This window comes from Pseudomonas sp. ASL4, from assembly GCF_056680395.1.
Map to the genome: position 1 here is coordinate 4,069,938 of NZ_CM155280.1, position 19,282 is coordinate 4,089,219.

The following is a 19,282-nucleotide window of genomic DNA, read 5'->3' on the forward strand; positions in this document are numbered from 1 at the left end:
CAGCGCCTACAGGGAAACGTACATTCCAATGTAGGAGCTGCCGAAGGCTGCGATCTTTTGATCTGTGTAGCCCATTAATTCTTAGTGCGGCATGGACCACGACTGCAGCGTGTAGCCATCTTCGCTCAGCTCTTTACGAGCCTGCTGCAGCAAATATTCAAGTTGTGCCGGATCGGAATAAGCGCTGCTCGGGATCTGCTTTTGGCCGATGCGGTTATTGGTGCGGTCGATGACGCTCAGGCTGAGCTCGCCGTTACCGTCCTGTGGGGCCCAGGCCACGCATTGAAATGGCTTGAACGCGCGGTCGGCAATCAAAAGAGCTTCGTTGATACGGAGCGGGGCGGTCATGGGGTCTTCTCTCTGTATGCCCAATCAAGTGATGTGCCGTCGGTTGGGCTTACCGTTCGGCTGGTTACTTGTACTGATGTCCTCAATGGGGGGTTGGGTCACACACAATCCAAAGAAAATTCAACTTTCTTTCATATACTCAATGTTCAGACAGTTTTTGAAAGCTGGCTGAAAGGTTCGACTCGATAGGTAACTAACAAACTTCCTCATATAACTAATTGGTTAAGACTCCTATAGTCAAACGATACAAGGCCCCGTCAAATTCTTGCTAATGTTACAGCCAGGTCTGCCAAATGACTGTTTTTAATAATATTTCCTTAAATTTGGCGCCAAGGAACAGTCATGATCGAAGCGCCTGCCTTACGACGTCTGTTAGTGGTTGATCCTTGCGACGATTGCCATCGTCTTTTGCCGGGTTTGCGTTCTGTGGGTTGGGATGTTGACAGCTGTACGCTGGAAAACGCCGCCGATCGAACCTGCGATGTCGGCCTCTTGCGATTGCAGCCTTTTCACCTGGAGCGACCGGAAGCTGTCAAGGAGCTGATCAGCCGTAGCGGCACCGAATGGATCGCCGTGCTCAACCAGGAAGTCCTGCGACTGCAGAATGTCGGGGACTTTGTGTGCGAATGGTTTTTCGACTTCCATACCTTGCCGTTCGATGTCTCCCGGGTTCAGGTAACCCTGGGCCGGGCGTTCGGTATGGCGCGGCTGCGCGGGCAGGGCACGATTCACATTGATCAGCCGGAGCACGAGTTGCTCGGTGATAGCAAGCCGATTCGTGAACTACGCAAGCTGCTGAGCAAACTGGCGCCCACCGAGTCGCCGGTGTTGATCCGTGGCGAGAGCGGGACCGGCAAAGAGTTGGTCGCCCGCACCTTGCATCGACAATCTCAGCGCCACAGCAAACCCTTTGTGGCGATCAACTGCGGCGCGATTCCTGAACACTTGATCCAGTCCGAACTGTTTGGCCACGAGAAAGGCGCCTTCACCGGTGCGCATCAACGCAAGGTCGGGCGAATCGAAGCGGCGCATGGCGGCACGTTGTTTCTCGATGAAATCGGTGACCTGCCCCTGGAGTTGCAAGCCAATTTGCTGCGCTTCCTGCAGGAAAAGCACATTGAGCGGGTCGGTGGCAGTCAGCCGATTCCGGTGGATGTGCGGGTGCTGGCGGCGACCCACGTTGATCTTGAGGCAGCTATCGAGAAGAAACGCTTTCGCGAAGATTTGTACTACCGCCTCAACGTACTGCAAGTGGTCACCGCGCCGTTACGTGAACGTCATGGCGATCTGTCGATGCTGGCCAACCACTTTTCGCATTTCTACAGCCATGAAACCGGCCGGCGCCCTCGCAGTTTCAGCGAAGACGCGTTGATTGCAATGGGCAAGCACGACTGGCCGGGCAACGTTCGCGAGTTGGCCAACCGGGTGCGCCGCGGGTTGGTGCTGGCGGAAGGACGGCAGATCGAGGCGCGGGATTTGGGGCTGATCAGCCAGCAGACGATTGCGGCACCGATGGGCACGCTTGAAGACTACAAGACCCGCGCCGAACGCCAGGCGTTGTGCGATGTGTTGAATCGCCATAGCGATAATTTGAGTGTGGCGGCGAGAGTGCTCGGCGTTTCGCGGCCGACGTTTTATCGGTTGTTGCACAAACATCAGATTCGATAAAAGCAACGCAGAATCAAAAGATCGCAGCCTTCGGCAGCACCTACGCACCTGTGGGCGTCGCTGAAGGCTGCGATCTTTTGATCTTCACGGTTTTCACCCAACAAAAAGCCCCGCTGCGATAAATCTCGCGGCGGGGCTTTTTGCTGGGATGGATCAGAAGTAGTACGGGAATTTCAGGCTGAAAGTGAAGTCCGGAGCATCAGGTGTCATGCCCAGGGACAGGTTGGGTACGATGGTCAGGTTAGGCGTGGCGGCGATGGTCATGCCGATATTGAAATAACCGGCGTTGGCGTCACTGGACACAACCGACTGCCAATCCCCGCCGTCTGGTTTGAGCGAACTCCTGCGCTGAACCAGGTCAGACATCGAGAACGACATACTCATCTTCTCGTTCAAGGCGAACGCGACGCCCATGCCCACTTGGAAACTGTCGCCGATCCTGACCTTGCCCGGAGTGGTCTGATTGACCGTGGAGCTGATATCGCTGAAAGACTCCTCCAGGTTGTGGGTATACGACAGGGTGCCGAACAGCACTGCCGGGTCGAAGGTTTTCACCAGCGAGATGCCAGGGGTAATCGACCAGACACCGTTACCGGTGGGCAGGCTTTCAGGCACAAACAAGTTGGTGTTGGTCGGCGACTGGACCAGTTTGATCCCGAACGGGTCTTTGCCGGTCGGTGCCTTGAGGCGCAAGGTGAAGACGGCATCCGGCAAATTGGCCGATTCGTCGAGGAATTTGTAAGCCACCCCGGCGTTGATATCGCCGATGGTCGGGTCACGGCTGACGTCACCCTCACTGGTTACGTTCGCCGCCCCGTTGTTGCCGCCGCCGGACTGGTAGGTCGATTCGCGATAGACCACGGGCACGTTCAGGTCGAACTGCCAGCGGTTGTTGTAGTTGTAACGGCCGGTGAGATCCAAGGTATAGGTGTCAGCCTTGATCCGGTCCAGGTTGATGTTGCCGAGGAAAATCGAATCCAGCGCGAGGAAGCCGTTGAGGGTCAGTTGCCGGGTATCGTAGTGAGAATAAGTCACGCCGGTTTCAAAACTGAACTTGCCGCCCCCAAAGAAGCCACTGGCCTCGTCATACAGGTTGGTCACGCTCTGCGCCGGTTGTGAATCGTCAGCCAGCGATTGACCGTAGGAGGCGCCGCTGCCTCCGGCTGCGCCCCCTGATGCAGCCGCTGCGCCGGTGCCGCGGTTGGCCACTTGCGTATTGCCTTTTAGGTCTGCTGGCGATTTGGCCAGGCGCTTGGGCTGTGGCGTTGCGGGTTGTTCCTCGACTTGGCGTACCCGTTGCTCGAGTACGGCCAGGGCCTTTTGTTGTGTTTCGTAGCGTTGTTTAAGGTCGAGAAGCTCCTGCTTCAACGCCTGAACATCCGCATCCGGCGCGGCCTGCAACATGGCTGCCGGAAAAAGTGTGCTCAAACATACGACTGCGCGCAGCGATGCCGATCGATACATGAAATAAGCCGTCCCTTTAAGCCCAATGGTCGGAGTCAGCGTAGTTCAATATTTCGAATTGTGTAGCGTCTTGAACAGTCTATTAATTACGTAGCCCCTTGAGTTGATTGAGAGTCTGCGAAGCGCCAGCCGTTGGGTTGAGGTTGTTATTCATAACCACATTGAGCAGGGTCTGGTTGTTGACCAGGTTGCTGCTACCCAGCAGCGTGGTGTTCTGCATCAAGCCGCTCTGGGCCACTTGTTGCAGGGCCGTGCCCTGATTGTTGCTGGCCTGAATGGCCATTTGCACACCGCCACTGATGCTGGTCACGGCGACGCTGCCGGCGCCATTGCTGCCGCTGATGGTCTGGCCACTCATCAAAACCTGACCTTGGGCCGGAGCCAGCGCAGGTGCCGTGCTGGATTGAGTGACGTTGATACCAACGTTGTTGTTGGCCGTGTTGCTGTCGCCCGCAGCCCGGACACTCTGGGTGACACCTTGAGTCGAGCCGAGGCCGGCGCCACCGATCACATTGCCGGTGCCCTGCGTCGGCGTGCTGCCGTTACCGGTGTGTGCGATGGTGGACACATAGAATTGAGGTTTAACGGTGGAGGACTGGATCTGCATCGAGGTGGCAGCCCCGATCAGATCGCCGCTGGCGTTGCGCCAGGTGCTGCTCATGACGATGCCGAAGCTGATGATGCGCCCCGGCATGACAAAACGACCGCGTAGCTCACCGAGCTCTTGGTCGCTGACGGGGATGGGTTTGAATCCTTCATTGGCAAAGCTTGACGCACTTGCTGCCAGGCAGGCGGCGGCCAGCCAGTATGAGGTTTTCATCTGCTGCTCCCGGAGCGTCCTGCTCCTTTTATCATTATTAGGCGCTAAAAGAAGTCGCTCTGAATGAAACCGAATTCCATCAGTTCCGCGTCTCTGACCGGTCTGAACTCATCGAGTTTGTTCTTGGCGGTCAAGGGGGCCGGAGGGTCGAGCAAAACATTGGCTTTGTCGTAGCCAGGGCCGACGATGGCGAAAACGATGCCGTTCCAGCCTTTGACAAAATCATCATGGTTGTAGCGTTTATGGCCAAGAACCGGGTCGCCGATGTAGACCCACTCCTTGTCTGCCCGCTGCAACACAACGAAGTGCTTGTAGCCGCGAATGTCCATCAGAACCACGACCGGAATCGAGACTGCATCCAGCTTTTCAGGCGGGATCTTGTAACCCCTGGCGCGCATGCCGATGCTTTCCACGTAGTGCTTCATGTCCAGCATGGAGAAACCCTGGGTACGAACCAGGTTCTGGTCAGCGTTGACCAGCATGCCTTTGATGATGTGGTCCTCATCGACGTCGAGCCAATAGGCTTGGCGCAACACGGTTGCCAGTGCGGCGGCGCCGCAACTGAAATCGGTTTTTTGCTCGACAATGTCGCTGAACTTGCGCTCACGAATACTTTGCACATGCTTATAGACCAACATGCCGCCAGGAAGGGCGGCTACAGGCATTTGAGCGGCTTGGCTGACACCGCACAGGCACAGCAGGAAGGTGAGGGCGGTCATACGCATGATCGATACGCCTATTTCCGGAGTGTGGAAAAGCCCCGTTGCCGGGGCTTTGTTGACGGTCCAGATTAATGGCTGACCGACGAGATCGACAGGCTGTTGGCTTGTTGGTTGCCGACACCGGACGAGACGTTTGCTCCCATGTTGCCCTGAGAGCCGTTCAGCGAATTGGTCAGGCTGGCGGTGTTGAGCACCGGAGCTGTCCAACCACTTGGGGTCAACACTTGCTGGGTGGTCACGCCGCCCAGTTCGAAAGCGCCCACTGCCGCGAAGGTAGAGGTGCTGTTGCCGCTGTTGCCGTGGTTGTTGCTACGGTCGTTGCCATAACCACCATGATTGTCATGATTGTCAGCTTTGGTTTTGGCTACGCCCACCGCCACGAAGGAACCCGCACCTTGGAAAGTACCGGTGAGGGTGTCTTTCTTGAAGGTCTGAACGCCTTGGTTTTCCACCACCAGGCCAGTGGAAGACTGGCTAGATGCCGAGATAGCCTGAGACTGGCCATTCGTGCCCGCGGCAATCGCCATATTGTTTTTCTGTTGGTTGAAGTTGCCGGAAGTCGAGTTCAGGCCGATATTGCCGGAGCTGTTGTTGCCGGAGCCTGCGATCGATGCGGTGTTAACCGTCGAGTTGTTGCTCACATAGTTGTTGTTGTTGACCTGGTTCACGCTGGACAGAGAGCTCGCGCCGTTTGCGGTGCCGAAAATAAAGGCCTCGTCGGAAGCGATAGCGGCGGCGTTGTCTTGTTGGTTGCCGTCGCCGGCTGCAACGTTGGCGCCCATGTTGCCGCTGGAGCCGTTCAACGAATTGCTCATGGTGGCGTTGTTTTGGGTGGCCTGGTTGTTTACAACGTTGCTGTCACTGTTCTGTGCATCGATTGCGGAGGCACTGGCACCCGCGACGATTTGTGGTGGAGGTGGAGGGTAGTGGCCGTGATCGCCGCCCTGATTGCCACCGCCTGCTTGTGCTGCCATTGCCATCACTGCTGCCAGAGCGAAAACCAGTGGTTTAAGAGCCATTGTAGGTTTCATGGTGTTTCTCCTTGCTCATTAGTTGGTTAAGTGTTGGTACGTCTACTGCAGTGCAATTGGGTCAGTTCGAGACCCGGATGCTCAGGGTGTTAGCTATCTGGTTTCCCACCCCGGCACTCTGGTTCACCTGAATCACTCCGCGGCTGCCGGTGAAGGCCTGGTCGCTGGTAACGACCTGGCGGCTGCCTTTTGAAGCGTCAGTTGCTCCTGAGCTGGTTGACGGCGTCACGTTCTGCTGGGAAAGGACGCTGTCGTCGATACTTTGCGGGCCCGTGCTGATGCTTATCCGCATTGCGTTGGCCATCTGGTTGTTGGCGCCGGCCGACTGGTTAACGCCCAGTACACCGCTGCCATTGCTGAAAGAGTTGCCACCGATGCTGGCGGTTGCGTTCATCCGTGGATCGGCGGGTGTATTGATGTTCTGGTTCACGATGGTGCTCGCCGAGGCATTGTTGCCAATGGCGAGGGCCCGGGCGTTGGTCTGCTGCGATTGATCGCCAGCCGCCTGGTTAACACCCAGGTTGCCGCTGTACTGGGCGCCGGAACTCTGAATAGTGGCGCTGTTGACCACAGGCACATTGGAGTCGGCCATGGCGCCGGCACTGGCCAGCAGGGCGATGAAGATCAGGGAGAATTTCATTTCACCCCTCCCAGATTGGTTAGAGGGGCGAGGCCGGTGCTCATGCTGCGGTTTATGGTTCCAGAGATTGAAGCCCCGGCACCGGCCGTATTTCCGCTGCCACCGCTGCCACCGCCCACACCGGGTATGCTATTGGAACCGCTTACAACGTTCAGTCCCTGTGGGCTGGCCCCGTTGAAGTTGATCATGCTGCTGATTGAAGATCCGCTGGCAATGCCGGCAAAATCACTGTCACTCAGTTCCCCGCCGTGGGTCGCCTGGACGACGTTTGCCGAAGGGTTGGCACTGACTGTGGTCGGGTAGGGGTCTTTGCCGCCGTTACGACCTATAGGAATCGGTTGAACCTGACGTTGGATAACGATCACGCCATTGCCATCGGCCATGACGGGAAGACTGGTGAGGGCGCTGACGGCACACCCGATCAGCAGTACATTCGTCAAACCTTTATTGAAAGTTCCCACGGCAGCAATTCCTTCTTCGTTGTGGGCTGGCTTCTGTCAGCGTTATGAAGGAGAGAGCGAAAGCTGTGCCGCTTTTTGATTGTTGTTTTATTTCAACGGGTTAGCGGAAAGGTCTGAAGAGACGATGTTTGAACTGTTTCATGGCTGAGACACTACCTACCGCGTGCAATGGGCTGATGCAGTCCAAAAGCTCTAGAACAAGGGTTTGCGCCAAGGTGTATCAGAACCTTAACAGGTGCCATGACAGGACGATGAAGGGTGCTCAAACGGGGCTTTTTCGGGAAGGGAAGTGTTTCAGGAATGGACACTTTGCCTCTGAATCAGGGGTAAACACTGGGGCTTTCGCCCCAAAGGCAAGGTCAGGAGGCGAGCAACAGGGTGACGGCTCGTATTGCTTGAGCCCGGCGTTCAGCCCAGTCCCCTTGCAGCACTTGGAAGGGTTGTTGATGCTGTGCCAGCCAAGCGTGGGTGGCATTGAAAAATGCTCGACGCTCATCAAGCGAGGGCTGGCACCGCTGACCATCGTCCGTCCAGTTGACCTGCTCAGGCGACAGCAGCAAGTGCAAGTCGTAGTGTCGAGCCAGCAGCGCCTGCTCGATCCAGGCCGGGCAGTCGCCGAACAGGGTCTGGCTCCAGAGAATGTTGCTCAATAAATGCGTATCCAGAATCAACAGGTGCGGCTGCCCGGCCCGGGCCTGATCTTCCCATTGCAGTTGGCCGCGGGAGATTTCGGGGATGTCGGCGAGGCAGGTGTCCCGGGGGTTCTGTTCGATGAACCAGCGCACGTATTCATCGACCAGCACACCGCCAAACTGTGTTTTGAGCCCGGCCGCCAACCAGCTCTTGCCGCTGGATTCGGGGCCGGTGAGTACCAGCACCTTCATGCGTGCAACGCCGGATCGGCGCGCCACTCACGCCAGCCTTGTACCGCAATCACGGTGAACAAGCCGTAGAGGGTCGCGGTCAGGTACAGGCCTTTGTAAATGAACAGCCCGACAAAGATCACATCGAGGACGATCCACAACGGCCAGCATTGCACACGCTTTTGTGCCATCCATAACTGCGCCACCAGGCTGAAACCAGTCAGCGCGGCATCGAGCCAGGGTTGGGCGGCATCGGTCCAGTGAGCCATTGCCGCGCCCAGCAACAGGCTGCCAATGGCGCCCGCCGCCAGCCCGAGCATGATCGAGCGGGCACCGAGTTCACTGACTTGCCGACCGTCATGGGCGTCGCCTGCGCGGGTCCACTGCCACCAGCCATAGAGTTGCAACGCGGCGTAAATCACTTGCAGCAGCATGTCCGAATACAGCTTCACGTCGAAGAAAATCCAGGTGTAAAGCAGCACCATCACCAGCCCGATCGGCCAGCACCAGGGGTTCTGTTTGACCGTCAGCCAGACGGCAATCACGCCGAGGGCGGCCGCAAACAGTTCAAGCCCGGACATGGAGGTTCCTTGGGGGAAATCGAAGAGGGGGCGGATTGTAGCGGGAAGATCAAAAGATCGCAGCCTTCGGCGGCTCCTACGGGAGTGCCGGAGCGGACTTTTGTGGTGAGGGGGCTTGCCCCCGTTGGAGTGCGTAGCGCTCCCAAGCCCTGCAACTGCGATGTATCAGGCACACCTCGGTTGTAGGGTTTGGCGACTGCTGCGCAGCCGGACGGGGGCAAGCCCCCTCGCCACAGTGAGTGGTGTTGCCTAGACGCGAAACTGTTTGAGCAACCCGTTCAACTGCTCGCTCAATTCCTTCAGGTGAACACTGGCCAAACTCGACTGCTCCGCCGCCAGTGCCGTGCTGTGGGACAGCCCGGCCGCCTGGGTGACGTTCTGGTTGATGTCTTCCACCACATGGGCCTGTTGCAGGGTGGCGCTGGCAATCGACGCGTTCAGCCCGTTGAGGTTGCGCAGAGCCTGGCCGATAGCGCTCAGGCTCGCACCGGCCAGCCCCGCCTGTTCGATGGTCAGTTGCGACGCCCGGCTGCTGTCGCCGATCACCTTGACCGCTGCTTCGGAGTGATTTTGCAGGCGTTCGATCATCGACTGGATCTCCGCCGTGGACTTCTGGGTGCGCTGAGCCAGCAGACGCACCTCATCGGCCACCACCGCAAACCCACGACCTTGCTCGCCGGCCCGGGCGGCTTCGATGGCGGCGTTGAGTGCCAGCAGGTTGGTTTGTTCGGCAATCGAGCGGATCACTTCCAGCACGCTGCCAATCTGCGTGCTTTCGGCGGCGAGGGTGCGAATCACTTCGACCGCCTGATCAATGGTGCTGGAGAGTTTATCAATCTGCTGCAAGCTGCCATCGATGTTGACCTGGCCTTGCTGCGCCTGAGACTCGGCGTCGCGCATTTCGCTGGCTGCATGTTCAGCGTTCTTGGCCACATCCTGCACGCCGTAGGTCACTTCATTGATCGCGGTTGCCACCAGTTCCATTTGCTGGGACTGCTGCTGACTGCGTTGCTGAGCTTGCGCGGCGTCGTTACCCATATCGCTGGAAGACTGGCCCAAGGCGCTGGCAGAGACCTGCAACTGGCTGATCACCTGGCGCAGCTTGGCGGTGAAGGCGTTGAAGTGCCGCGCCAGTTGCGTGACTTCGTCCTGGCCGTGAGTGTCGAGGCTGCGGGTCAGGTCGCTTTCGCCGCTGGCAATGTTGGCCATGGCGTTCACCGTTTCTTGCAGCGGACGCACGATGCTGCGGGCAATCATGATCACCAGCAGCGCCATGATCAGGGCAATTGCCACGCCGATAAACGACGCTTCCCAGACCTGGCCGTAGAACTCGGCTTGCATGTCATCGATGTACACGCCCGAGCCGATCACCCAGCCCCAAGGCTCGAACAGTTTGACGTAGGAGGTTTTTTCTACCGGCGCACTGGCGCCCGGTTTCGGCCAACGGTAATCGACCATGCCGGCACCCTTGGCCTTGGCGATGGCGACCATTTCGTTGAACAGCGCAAAACCATCCGGGTCGCGGATCGTCGAAAGGTTCTGGCCTTCAAGTTTCGGGTTGGCCGGGTGCATGATCATCACCGGCGTCAGGTCGTTGATCCAGAAGTAGTCGTTCTGGTCGTAGCGCAGTCCGCGAACCACGGTCAGCGCCTGTTTTTGCGCAGCTTCGCGGGTGAGGGTGCCGGCGGTTTCCAGGTCGTGGTAATAGTTCAGAATGCCACTGGCGGTCTGCACCACATGCTGGGTTTTCTGCGCTTTGCCGTCGTACAGGTCATCGTGGATCTGTTTGAGCATCAACACGCCCAGCGTCAGTAACATCACGATGGCCACGATCAAGATGAGCCACAAGCGTCGGCTGATCGACACACTGCGCAAGCTGTTCATAACGCTGTCACTCCGGATTCTTTTTCTTGTAATAAACGGTCGCCAGCATCCAACCACGCTTTGCCGGTTGGGGCTATGCGACGCAAGTCCAATTACGCGACGGCGTTAATCAGGCATCTCTGATAGGATTTCGGCCTCGCACGGAAAAACCTGAATCCAAGTTGATTTTTCACGGAATTTTTACCGTTTCGTAGGGATCCTGTGTGCACGAAACTTCAGCTACGCTGAGCGCAGTGACGTATTAAAAATATTAACGGGGCGTGCCTAGATGCAACGCCTTTGGGGGATTGATGGACCTTTGGACCGCCTTTCAGGCGCTGATTCTTGGAGTTGTAGAAGGGCTGACGGAGTTTTTGCCCATTTCGAGTACCGGACACCAGATCATTGTTGCGGACTTGCTCAACTTCGGTGGTGAGCGCGCCATTGCATTCAACATCATTATCCAGTTAGGCGCGATTCTGGCCGTGGTCTGGGAGTTTCGCCGCAAAATCCTCGACGTGGTCACTGGCCTCCCGACCCAGCCGAGTGCGCGTCGCTTTACCGCCAACCTGTTGATCGCCTTCATGCCGGCGGTGGTGCTGGGGGTGATTTTTTCCGATTTGATTCACGAATACCTGTTCAACCCGATCACGGTGGCGGCGGCGTTGGTCGTCGGCGGGATCATCATGTTGTGGGCCGAGAAGCGTCAGCACGAAGTGCATGCCGAAACGGTCGACGACATCACCTGGCAGGACGCGCTGAAAGTCGGTTTCGCCCAGTGCCTGGCGATGATCCCGGGGACATCCCGCTCCGGCTCGACAATCATTGGCGGCCTGTTGTTCGGGCTGTCGCGTAAAACCGCGACCGAGTTCTCATTCTTCCTGGCCATGCCAACCATGGTCGCCGCGGCGGTTTATTCGGGCTTCAAGTATCGCCATTTGTTCGTGCCGGCAGACTTTCCGGTATTCGCCGTCGGCTTCATCACCGCGTTCATCTTCGCGATGATCGCGGTCAAGGCGCTGCTCAAGTTCATTGCCACTCATAGCTATGCGGCGTTTGCCTGGTATCGGATTGCGTTTGGCCTGGTGATCCTGGCGACCTGGCAGTTTGGCTGGATCGATTGGGCTGCCGCCAAGCCATGAACGACTCCGGCGCGCGGAACAACCCCGGCCGCAAGTCCGGGGGCGGGGTCCAGCATCTAGGCTTGAAATTGCTGGTGTTCGCCGCTCTTTGTGCGCTGCCGCTGTATGGCGCGTTGTCGTTATGGCTGCGCGGCGTTTCGGTGATTCCCTTGGCGGGTTACGGCGTGGTCAGCGTGCTGGCGTTTTTCCTGTACTGGGGCGACAAGCGCAAGGCTCGTGCCGATACCTGGCGCACGCCGGAAAACATCTTGCACGCAGTGGAACTGGCAGGTGGCTGGCCCGGCGCTTTGTTGGCTCAGCAGGTGTTCAGGCACAAGACCCGCAAGGTCTCGTTTCAACTGGTGTTCTGGCTGATCGTGCTGCTGCATCAGGTGTTCTGGATCGACCAGTTGTTCCTTGGGGCACACCTTTTCGCGCTCTTCTAGAGCAGCAGTCCTACCTGTGTGCGCTTGGGCAACTTGCTCACCACTAATTGGTGGGATCGTTGCAACAAGCCTTGCAGTTCTTCGGCGCCTAGCGGGTAGGGCGTCTGCATGATGATCCATTGCGCCCGGGCCAGGTACGGCGCCGGGTGAATGCCCGGTCGGTCGCAATGACCGAGAAACAAATCCTTGTCGACCTTGAACGCCAGGGAATCGCCCCGCAGGTTCTGCAACGCGAACATCTTGTTGCCGGCAATCGAAAACACCCGCACACCGCCCCATTTGTAATCCTCCCGCGCACCGGGCAGCGTCAGGCAAAACTGTGCGACATCCGCTTCGCTCATGCGTCCAGCCTTCATATCAAACGGTCCCCACAGGCATTGAATGATTCGATCAAATGGTCGAGCCAGGCACGTACAGCCGGCATCACCCCGCGCCGATGAGGGTAGACCGCTTGCAGCCAGCCGCCAGGCATTGACCAGTCGGGCAGCAACTGGATCAGTGAGCCGTCCGCCAGCTCTGACTCGCAATACATCATTGGCAGAATCGTAAAACCCTGGCCGGCGAGGGCGCAGGCCCTGCGCACGATAAAGTCGTCAATGCCCAGCCGTGCTTCCAGTGCCAGGTCGCAGCTTTTGCCCTGTTGATCGAGCATGCGGATATGCACCATGCGGTCGGGTTCAAGGGCGCCGAGCACCGGCAAGCCCTTGAGGTCTTCCGGGTGATTGATCTCGCGGCCGTGCAGGAAGGCAGGGCTGGCGACCATGAGCGTCTGCGCCTGACGCAGACGCCGGGTGACCAGCAACGGATCTTCATCCCCCAGCTCGCGGACGCGCAGGGCGACATCGACACCTTCAGTGACCAGATCCACCCGACGGTTGACCAGCATGACCTCCAGCTGGACCTGCGGGTACTTCTCCAGGAAGTCGCTGATGACCGTCGGCAACATTTGATTGGCCAAACCCACCGGGCAGGACACCCGCAGTCGCCCCCGGGGTTCGCTGGACATGCTGGCCACCGCTTCGTCGGCCATCTCGGCCTCCAACAACATCGCCTGACAGTGACGCAGGTAACGCTCGCCCACGGCGGTCAACTTCAGTTGCCGGGTGGTGCGCTGTAGCAGGCGCGCGCCCAGGCGTTCTTCCAGTTCGGCGATGCGCCGCGACAGTCGCGACTTGGGAATCCCCAGCAACCGCCCGGCCGCCGCGAAGCCACCCGCTTCGACCACCTTGGCAAAATAGTAGAGGTCATTAAGGTCTTGCATGGGTTTGAGACTCGACTGTTCTATCAGTGGGACGAACTATCGCATTGTTGCGGGCTAATCAGCTATTAGATTCATCTGTAGCATCCTCTCCATCAGATCGCCCGGTGGCGATCCTCACCTGGAGATCACTTATGAAACTGTTGCATATCGATTCGAGCATTTTGGGTGACAACTCGGCTTCCCGTCAGCTGAGTGGCGAAGTGGTTAAAGCCTGGCAAGCCGCTGATACTTCGGCCGTCGTGACTTACCGTGACCTGGCTGCCGATGCCATCAGCCATTTCTCTTCGACTACTTTGGTCGCTGCTGGCACTACCGCAGAACTGCGCAACGCCGCGCAACAGCACGAAGCAGAACTGAGCGCTTCGACCCTGGCCGAGTTCCTTGCCGCGGATGCTGTGGTTATCGCCGCCCCGATGTACAACTTCACCATCCCGACCCAACTCAAGGCCTGGATCGACCGCATCGCCGTTGCCGGCCAGACATTCCGCTACACCGAAGCCGGCCCTGAAGGCCTGTGCGGTGGCAAGAAAGTCGTAATCGTTTCGACCTCCGGCGGCATGCACGTTGGTCAAGCGACTGGCGTCGCTCACGAAGACTACTTGAAAGTGCTGTTCGGTTTCCTGGGCATCACCGACATCGAATTCGTCCGCGCCCACGGCCTGGCCTACGGTGATGAAGTGAGAACCAAAGCCATGAGCGACGCGCACACGCAAATCAGCGAGCAACTGTTTGCCGCGGCCTAAGATTCTTTCTTAAGGTTCTTTCGTAAGCATTGCGTAAAGAATACTAAACAGCTCGGGCATCATCTGAAAAACTCTGTATTCTGATCATGGTAACGATCAGTTACAGAGTTTTTTGTTTTTAACGATTTTTCATGTTCTGGCCCAGGTTATGCAGTCGAGGGTTAACGTCCCCGTTCTGCAACGACCTTAGTGGCCGCAAACACTGGCACAAGGCCGCGTACTCCGCCACTCGGAGCACTTCGGGCTTTTCAGTCAAGTAACAAAGGTGGGGCATCCCATGGTGCGTCTCTGTGCAACGTTACTGATTTGCGTACTCAGCAGCCTGAATACGGTGCAAGCCAGGCCTGCGCCGAATCTATATTCGAGCGTCGGCTATCACGAGATGACGTTCCTCGATCCGCTGGATCTGCAACCGATGCGCGCCATCGCTTTTTACCCGTCCAGCGAACAGGCGCACACCAGCAAACTCGAGGGCTATACCGTCGAGGCCGGTGCAGATACCAAAGTCGCCATCGGGCGCTTCCCGATGCTGATGCTGTCCCATGGCAACGTCGGCACCCCGCTGGCCTTGCACGACCTCGCCACTTCGCTGGCCCGCAAGGGTTTCGTAGTGGTGGCGGTGATCCATCCTGGCGACAACTCCAAGGATCACAGCCGTCTCGGCACGCTGAGCAACCTTTATGGGCGGCCGCTGCAAATTTCCGAAGCGATTACTGCCACGTTGGGTGACCCGATGCTGGCGCCTTTTGTCGACGCCGATCAGGTGGGTGTTATCGGCTACTCGGCGGGCGGTGAAACCGCGTTGATTCTGTCCGGCGCCACACCTGACCTGGATCGGCTGCGGCGCTATTGCCAGCAACGCCCGGATGACCGCGATGCGTGCAACACCCAGGGCGAGCTGATTGTGGATCGTGATGATTTGGTGCCAGTGGCCGACCCGCGCGTACATGCCTTACTGCTGATGGCGCCCCTGAGTCTCAAATTCGGCCGGCATACCCTGGCCGACGTGCATGTGCCGGTGCTGCTTTATAGCGGTGATGGCGACAAACTGGTGGCTTTCGACAAGAACGCCGCCGCGTTGGCGCGCAAACTGCCGATCGCGCCGGACTTCAAGTTGCTGGCAGGCGCTGGGCACTTCGTGTTCATGGCGCCTTGCAACGAGGAACAGATCATCGCCATGCCGGCGCTGTGCACCGATGCCGACGGCGTTGATCGCGAAGACATTCACCGCAACCTGGTCTCTGAAGCCGGACGTTTCTTTTCACATGCCTTGGCCAAACCGACGCGGGCGGGGATGCAGACGGCTGATCAATAATGTATTGAACGCTGCATAACCCCTGTGGGAGCGAGCTTGCTCGCGATAGTGGTCTGACAGTTGACTAATTTGTTGAATGTCCAGCCGCCATCGCGAGCAAGCTCGCTCCCACAGTGGGGTCTGTTGTCAGGTCGTTGCACGGCGTTTCAGGAGCAGCGTCAAACCAAGCCCGGTCACCGACAACAACGCCGCACTGAAGAAAATCCACGAATACCCCAGGTTCAACGCCACCGCACCCATCAACGGTCCGGCAATCGCCAGCGCCAGGTCAAAAAACACTGCATAAGCACTTAGCCCCGCGCCGCGACTGGAGTTGGGCACCTGCTTGATCGCCTCGACTCCCAATGCCGGATACACCAGCGACAAACCAAACCCGGTCAACCCGGCGCCGATCAGCGCGTAACCGGTGGACGGCGCCATCCAAAGCATGATCAGCCCGACGGTTTCGATGGTCATGCAGGCAATGGCCGAGGTGAAACCGCCGAAACGGCTGATGGCCGAGATGAATAACAGCCGCGACAGAATGAAACAGACCCCGAACACCGTCAGGCAATACGCGGCGCCGGTCCAGCCACGGTTGAGGTAATACAGGGTAATAAAAGTGGTCAGGGTGCCGTAGCCGATGGACGCCAGGCTCAGGCTCGCACCGAATGGAGCAATGCGCCCGAACACCGCCCAGAATGGCAGCCGCTCGCCGCGAATCACCGGCACTGACGGCTTGTTGCGAATCAGCAACAGCGCCCCGAGGGCCAGCGTCGACAGGACAATCCCGAGGCTGGCGAACCCATACTCGGCAACCATCACCACCCCCAGCGGCGCACCAATGGCGATGGCACCGTAGGACGCGATACCGTTCCAGGAAATCGAGCGCGCCGTGTGCTCGGCGCCGACCTGGCCCATGCACCAACTGATGGTGCCGACGCCGATCAAACCTTGGGCAATCCCCAACAGTAGCCGGCCGGTGATCAGGATCATCAGACTCAATAGCGGGACGCTTTGCAGCAACGTTGAAATCAATGTCAGCACGCCACTCAACACAATCCCCGACAAGCCGTAAACAATTGCCCGCTTGGTGCCAATGTTGTCCGACATGCGCCCGGCCATCGGGCGGCTGAGCAAGGTGGCCAGGTATTGGCAGCCGATGGTCAGCCCCGCGATGATCGCGCTGAAACCCAGCTGTTCATGGACATACCCCGGCAACACCGCAATCGGCAGGCCGATGCAGAGGAAGGCAATAAAGGTATAGAAGACGATGGAGACGATCTGCAGGGTGATCGCCATGGAGCTTTGCGGGGGTAGTTGCTGCGCAGACATGAGGGCTCGTTCGCGGGCGGCGGTAGGAGAACTGCATGATGGCTTGGGCGGGAAATAAAAGGAAGCAGGCTAACTATGTTCGTTGGGTTTGAGGGCCTCTTCGCGGGCAAGCCTCGCTCCTACAGGGGACGTGCATACCCGTAGGAGCGAGGCTTGCCCGCGAAGGTTTCTGCACCACAATGTACCCAACATTGAAATGCAAAAAGCCCCGTCACCAGGACAGGGCTTTTACTTGCAGCTTGAAACTAATAGCTGCTTTTAGAACACGACGCCCTGACTACGCAGGTAGTCATCGTACGTGCCGCTAAAGTCGATCACGCCACTAGGGCTCAACTCGATAATGCGGGTGGCCAGGGACGATACGAACTCACGGTCGTGGCTGACGAAGATCAGCGTGCCCGGGTAGTTCTCCAGCGCCAGGTTCAGCGCCTCGATGGATTCCATGTCCAAGTGGTTGGTCGGTTCGTCCATGATCAGCACGTTCGGCTTTTGCAGGATCAGCTTGCCGAACAGCATGCGACCTTGCTCACCACCGGAAATAACCTTGACCGACTTCAGAATCTCGTCGTTGGAGAACAGCATGCGGCCGAGGGTGCCGCGAACGATTTGCTCGCCGCCCTGGGTCCATTGGCCCATCCAGTCGAACAGGTTGCAGTCGTCTTCGAAGTCGTGCGCGTGGTCCTGGGCGTAGTAGCCCAGTTCGGCGGCGTCGGTCCACTTCACAGTACCGGCATCCGGGGTCAGTTCATTGACCAGGGTGCGCAGCAGGGTGGTTTTGCCGATACCGTTCGGGCCAATGATCGCCACGCGCTCGCCGGCTTCAACAACGAAGCTGAAGTCCTTGAACAGCGGCTTGCCGTCGAAGCCTTTGGCCATGCGCTCGACGATGACCGCTTGACGGTGCAGCTTCTTGGTTTGTTCGAAACGGATGAACGGGCTCACACGGCTCGAAGGCTTGACCTCGGCCAGTTGGATCTTGTCGATCGCCTTGGCGCGGGAGGTCGCTTGCTTGGCTTTCGAGGCGTTGGCCGAGAAGCGGCTGACGAACGATTGCAGCTCGGAAATCTGCGCTTTCTTCTTGGCGTTGTCCGACAGCAGTTGCTCGCGGGACTGGGTCGCCACGGTCATGTACTCGTCGTAGTTGCCCGGGAACAGGCGCAGCTCGCCGTAATCCAGGTCAGCCATGTGGGTGCACACGCTGTTCAGGAAGTGACGGTCGTGAGAGATGATGATCATCAGGCTGGAGCGCTGGGTCAGAATGTTTTCCAGCCAGCGGATGGTGTTGATGTCCAAGTGGTTGGTCGGTTCGTCGAGCAACAGCACTTCAGGATCGGAGAACAGCGCCTGAGCCAGCAATACGCGCAGTTTCCAGCCTGGGGAAACCTCGCTCATCGGGCCGAAGTGCTGCTCGATGCCGATACCCAGGCCCAGCAACAGTTCACCGGCACGGGATTCGGCGGTGTAGCCGTCCATTTCGGCGAACTCGGTTTCCAGCTCGGCTACAGCCATGCCGTCTGCTTCGGTCATTTCCGGCAGCGAGTAGATGCGATCGCGCTCGGCCTTGACCTTCCACAACTCTTCGTGACCCATGATCACGGTGTCGATAACGGTGAACTCTTCGTAGGCGAACTGGTCCTGGCGCAATTTACCCAGACGCACGTTCGGCTCGAGCATGACCTGGCCGCCGGACGGCTCGAGATCGTTACCGAGGATTTTCATGAAGGTCGACTTGCCGCAACCGTTGGCGCCGATCAGGCCGTAGCGGTTACCCGCTGCGAATTTAACCGAAACGTTCTCGAATAACGGCTTGGCGCCGAACTGCATCGTGATGTTAGCTGTGGAGATCAATTACTTTACCTATCAATGGGTTGCGGGCCGCGCATTTGGCGCTTGGGCCATTCCTGGGGCATTTTGGAGTTTATCCATCTCTCCCCAGTCGCCGCTTGAGTTCAACCAGCGCGCATAAGTCGAGAGCAGCATCTGGACGCTGTGTCCAAGCTGTTGGGCAATAAAGGCGGGATTCATGCCAGACATTATGCATATTGTCGCATAAGTATGGCGGCAGTTGTACGGCGGCCGATAACGTGTCTCCAGCCTTTCTAAGGCGTTTGTGCAGGTCTGAGGTCTGTCGGATGCACTGGCTCATCTTGGAGGGCGGGAAAACGTAGGGGAATTCCTTGATAGAACCGGTCCCGACTTTGCGCCGTTTCACGTACTGAGCCGCGAATTCAAGGACGTGTAATGCACGACCATTGAGCAGGACATGCCGATTCTTCTTCGTTTTGGTGCGCTCTTTGATCACCCCTTGGGCTACGGCGCGGCAGACGTGCGCCTGGCGCTTCTCCAAATCCACGGCATCCCAGCGCAGCGCAATAATTTCCTGGGGGCGCATGCCGGTGAAGAACGCAAACTCAAAAAGGCCGCGTAGATCCAGCTTTACGATGAGCTCCTCACGCGCAGCATCATCGATCAATGGTGCCAAGCCTGACCATGGCATTGCGCCTCACACCTGGTGAAGGCCAGTCAATTTCGCCGATGATCCTGCGAAGCATCATTGTGATGATCGTGCTCAGGCAGTCAGTGCTAGGTGCGGCATCCAGCACAGGTTCAGCGCGCTCTTG

Annotated in this window: 20 protein-coding genes; 5 read left to right on the forward strand and 15 right to left on the reverse strand. The window is 58.2% G+C overall.

Annotated elements, in window-relative coordinates:
- Window positions 1-81 precede the first annotated feature (81 nt).
- Window positions 82-348: a hypothetical protein gene (locus tag AC1MEW_RS18320; RefSeq protein WP_201203316.1), complete on the reverse strand. Its 267-nt coding sequence runs from the start codon at window positions 346-348 to the stop codon at window positions 82-84.
- Window positions 349-690: 342 nt separating this feature from the next.
- Here AC1MEW_RS18320 and AC1MEW_RS18325 point away from each other — a divergent pair, with 342 nt between their 5' ends.
- On the forward strand, window positions 691-2,016 hold the full coding sequence (locus tag AC1MEW_RS18325) for a sigma-54 dependent transcriptional regulator (protein WP_201203317.1): 1,326 nt from the start codon (window positions 691-693) through the stop codon (window positions 2,014-2,016).
- 153 nt (window positions 2,017-2,169) lie between these two features.
- Here AC1MEW_RS18325 and AC1MEW_RS18330 read toward each other — a convergent pair whose 3' ends face one another.
- The 9 genes from AC1MEW_RS18330 to AC1MEW_RS18370 all read right to left on the reverse strand — a co-directional run bounded on the left by AC1MEW_RS18330 (window position 2,170) and on the right by AC1MEW_RS18370 (window position 10,482).
- A complete protein-coding gene (locus AC1MEW_RS18330; protein WP_480423099.1) occupies window positions 2,170-3,480 on the reverse strand; it encodes a hypothetical protein in 1,311 nt (436 codons plus the stop codon).
- A gap of 82 nt (window positions 3,481-3,562) precedes the next feature.
- Entirely contained in the window at window positions 3,563-4,300 is a 738-nt protein-coding gene (locus AC1MEW_RS18335) for a hypothetical protein (RefSeq protein ID WP_480423100.1), read from the reverse strand.
- A gap of 44 nt (window positions 4,301-4,344) precedes the next feature.
- Complete coding sequence (locus tag AC1MEW_RS18340; RefSeq protein WP_201203321.1) at window positions 4,345-5,025, reverse strand: C39 family peptidase; 681 nt, start codon at window positions 5,023-5,025, stop codon at window positions 4,345-4,347.
- Between the two features lie 65 nt (window positions 5,026-5,090).
- The gene (locus AC1MEW_RS18345; protein ID WP_480423102.1) at window positions 5,091-6,053 is read right to left on the reverse strand and encodes a heme utilization protein; all 963 of its coding nucleotides are present in this window, start codon (window positions 6,051-6,053) and stop codon (window positions 5,091-5,093) included.
- A 61-nt stretch (window positions 6,054-6,114) separates the two neighbouring features.
- Window positions 6,115-6,693 carry an adhesin gene (locus AC1MEW_RS18350; RefSeq protein WP_480423103.1) on the reverse strand — a complete coding sequence of 193 codons (579 nt, stop codon included), beginning with the start codon at window positions 6,691-6,693 and terminating at the stop codon, window positions 6,115-6,117.
- On the reverse strand, window positions 6,690-7,154 hold the full coding sequence (locus AC1MEW_RS18355; protein ID WP_480423104.1) for a hypothetical protein: 465 nt from the start codon (window positions 7,152-7,154) through the stop codon (window positions 6,690-6,692). The genes AC1MEW_RS18350 and AC1MEW_RS18355 overlap by 4 nt, the downstream gene beginning before the upstream one ends.
- A gap of 359 nt (window positions 7,155-7,513) precedes the next feature.
- Complete coding sequence (locus AC1MEW_RS18360; protein WP_480423106.1) at window positions 7,514-8,038, reverse strand: AAA family ATPase; 525 nt, start codon at window positions 8,036-8,038, stop codon at window positions 7,514-7,516.
- Entirely contained in the window at window positions 8,035-8,598 is a 564-nt protein-coding gene (pnuC, locus tag AC1MEW_RS18365) for a nicotinamide riboside transporter PnuC (RefSeq protein WP_480423107.1), read from the reverse strand. The genes AC1MEW_RS18360 and pnuC overlap by 4 nt, the downstream gene beginning before the upstream one ends.
- 249 nt (window positions 8,599-8,847) lie before the next feature.
- A complete protein-coding gene (locus AC1MEW_RS18370) occupies window positions 8,848-10,482 on the reverse strand; it encodes a methyl-accepting chemotaxis protein (protein WP_323570437.1) in 1,635 nt (544 codons plus the stop codon).
- A 290-nt stretch (window positions 10,483-10,772) separates the two neighbouring features.
- Here AC1MEW_RS18370 and AC1MEW_RS18375 point away from each other — a divergent pair, with 290 nt between their 5' ends.
- Window positions 10,773-11,603, forward strand: a complete 831-nt coding sequence (locus AC1MEW_RS18375) for an undecaprenyl-diphosphate phosphatase (protein WP_201197558.1) — start codon at window positions 10,773-10,775, stop codon at window positions 11,601-11,603.
- Window positions 11,600-12,028, forward strand: a complete 429-nt coding sequence (locus AC1MEW_RS18380; protein WP_322268715.1) for a DUF1294 domain-containing protein — start codon at window positions 11,600-11,602, stop codon at window positions 12,026-12,028. Before AC1MEW_RS18375 ends, AC1MEW_RS18380 begins: the two co-directional genes overlap by 4 nt.
- Here AC1MEW_RS18380 and AC1MEW_RS18385 read toward each other — a convergent pair.
- A complete protein-coding gene (locus tag AC1MEW_RS18385) occupies window positions 12,025-12,384 on the reverse strand; it encodes an MmcQ/YjbR family DNA-binding protein (RefSeq protein WP_322268714.1) in 360 nt (119 codons plus the stop codon). The two genes, AC1MEW_RS18380 and AC1MEW_RS18385, sit on opposite strands and share 4 nt — an antisense overlap.
- Window positions 12,381-13,289 carry a LysR substrate-binding domain-containing protein gene (locus AC1MEW_RS18390; protein ID WP_201203332.1) on the reverse strand — a complete coding sequence of 303 codons (909 nt, stop codon included), beginning with the start codon at window positions 13,287-13,289 and terminating at the stop codon, window positions 12,381-12,383. Before AC1MEW_RS18390 ends, AC1MEW_RS18385 begins: the two co-directional genes overlap by 4 nt.
- Window positions 13,290-13,420: 131 nt before the next feature.
- Between AC1MEW_RS18390 and AC1MEW_RS18395 the strand changes: the two genes are divergently transcribed.
- Entirely contained in the window at window positions 13,421-14,032 is a 612-nt protein-coding gene (locus AC1MEW_RS18395) for an FMN-dependent NADH-azoreductase (protein WP_322268712.1), read from the forward strand.
- A gap of 277 nt (window positions 14,033-14,309) precedes the next feature.
- Entirely contained in the window at window positions 14,310-15,347 is a 1,038-nt protein-coding gene (locus tag AC1MEW_RS18400) for an alpha/beta hydrolase family protein (protein ID WP_480423108.1), read from the forward strand.
- A gap of 126 nt (window positions 15,348-15,473) precedes the next feature.
- On the opposite strand, the gene AC1MEW_RS18405 is transcribed toward AC1MEW_RS18400, so the two are convergent.
- From AC1MEW_RS18405 to AC1MEW_RS18415, 3 genes are all read right to left on the reverse strand, one after another.
- Window positions 15,474-16,661 (reverse strand): MFS transporter, encoded by a 1,188-nt coding sequence (locus AC1MEW_RS18405; protein WP_480423110.1) that lies wholly within the window; start codon window positions 16,659-16,661, stop codon window positions 15,474-15,476.
- Window positions 16,662-16,919: 258 nt separating this feature from the next.
- Complete coding sequence (locus AC1MEW_RS18410; RefSeq protein WP_201203338.1) at window positions 16,920-18,509, reverse strand: ABC-F family ATPase; 1,590 nt, start codon at window positions 18,507-18,509, stop codon at window positions 16,920-16,922.
- Window positions 18,510-18,579: 70 nt separating this feature from the next.
- Window positions 18,580-19,158, reverse strand: coding sequence for a tyrosine-type recombinase/integrase (locus AC1MEW_RS18415; protein ID WP_480423111.1), 579 nt, complete (start codon window positions 19,156-19,158; stop codon window positions 18,580-18,582).
- Window positions 19,159-19,282: the final 124 nt, after the last annotated feature.

Coding starts and splice junctions, on each gene's coding strand:
- pnuC (WP_480423107.1), bottom strand. CDS start 8,598: ATGTCCGGGCTTGAACTGTTTGCGGCCGCCCTCGGCGTGATTGCCGTC.
- AC1MEW_RS18320 (WP_201203316.1), bottom strand. CDS start 348: ATGACCGCCCCGCTCCGTATCAACGAAGCTCTTTTGATTGCCGACCGC.
- AC1MEW_RS18340 (WP_201203321.1), bottom strand. CDS start 5,025: ATGCGTATGACCGCCCTCACCTTCCTGCTGTGCCTGTGCGGTGTCAGC.
- AC1MEW_RS18375 (WP_201197558.1), top strand. CDS start 10,773: ATGGACCTTTGGACCGCCTTTCAGGCGCTGATTCTTGGAGTTGTAGAA.
- AC1MEW_RS18335 (WP_480423100.1), bottom strand. CDS start 4,300: ATGAAAACCTCATACTGGCTGGCCGCCGCCTGCCTGGCAGCAAGTGCG.
- AC1MEW_RS18345 (WP_480423102.1), bottom strand. CDS start 6,053: ATGAAACCTACAATGGCTCTTAAACCACTGGTTTTCGCTCTGGCAGCA.
- AC1MEW_RS18385 (WP_322268714.1), bottom strand. CDS start 12,384: ATGAAGGCTGGACGCATGAGCGAAGCGGATGTCGCACAGTTTTGCCTG.
- AC1MEW_RS18405 (WP_480423110.1), bottom strand. CDS start 16,661: ATGTCTGCGCAGCAACTACCCCCGCAAAGCTCCATGGCGATCACCCTG.
- AC1MEW_RS18325 (WP_201203317.1), top strand. CDS start 691: ATGATCGAAGCGCCTGCCTTACGACGTCTGTTAGTGGTTGATCCTTGC.
- AC1MEW_RS18400 (WP_480423108.1), top strand. CDS start 14,310: ATGGTGCGTCTCTGTGCAACGTTACTGATTTGCGTACTCAGCAGCCTG.
- AC1MEW_RS18395 (WP_322268712.1), top strand. CDS start 13,421: ATGAAACTGTTGCATATCGATTCGAGCATTTTGGGTGACAACTCGGCT.
- AC1MEW_RS18360 (WP_480423106.1), bottom strand. CDS start 8,038: ATGAAGGTGCTGGTACTCACCGGCCCCGAATCCAGCGGCAAGAGCTGG.
- AC1MEW_RS18330 (WP_480423099.1), bottom strand. CDS start 3,480: ATGTATCGATCGGCATCGCTGCGCGCAGTCGTATGTTTGAGCACACTT.
- AC1MEW_RS18370 (WP_323570437.1), bottom strand. CDS start 10,482: ATGAACAGCTTGCGCAGTGTGTCGATCAGCCGACGCTTGTGGCTCATC.
- AC1MEW_RS18390 (WP_201203332.1), bottom strand. CDS start 13,289: ATGCAAGACCTTAATGACCTCTACTATTTTGCCAAGGTGGTCGAAGCG.
- AC1MEW_RS18415 (WP_480423111.1), bottom strand. CDS start 19,158: ATGCCATGGTCAGGCTTGGCACCATTGATCGATGATGCTGCGCGTGAG.
- AC1MEW_RS18380 (WP_322268715.1), top strand. CDS start 11,600: ATGAACGACTCCGGCGCGCGGAACAACCCCGGCCGCAAGTCCGGGGGC.
- AC1MEW_RS18350 (WP_480423103.1), bottom strand. CDS start 6,693: ATGAAATTCTCCCTGATCTTCATCGCCCTGCTGGCCAGTGCCGGCGCC.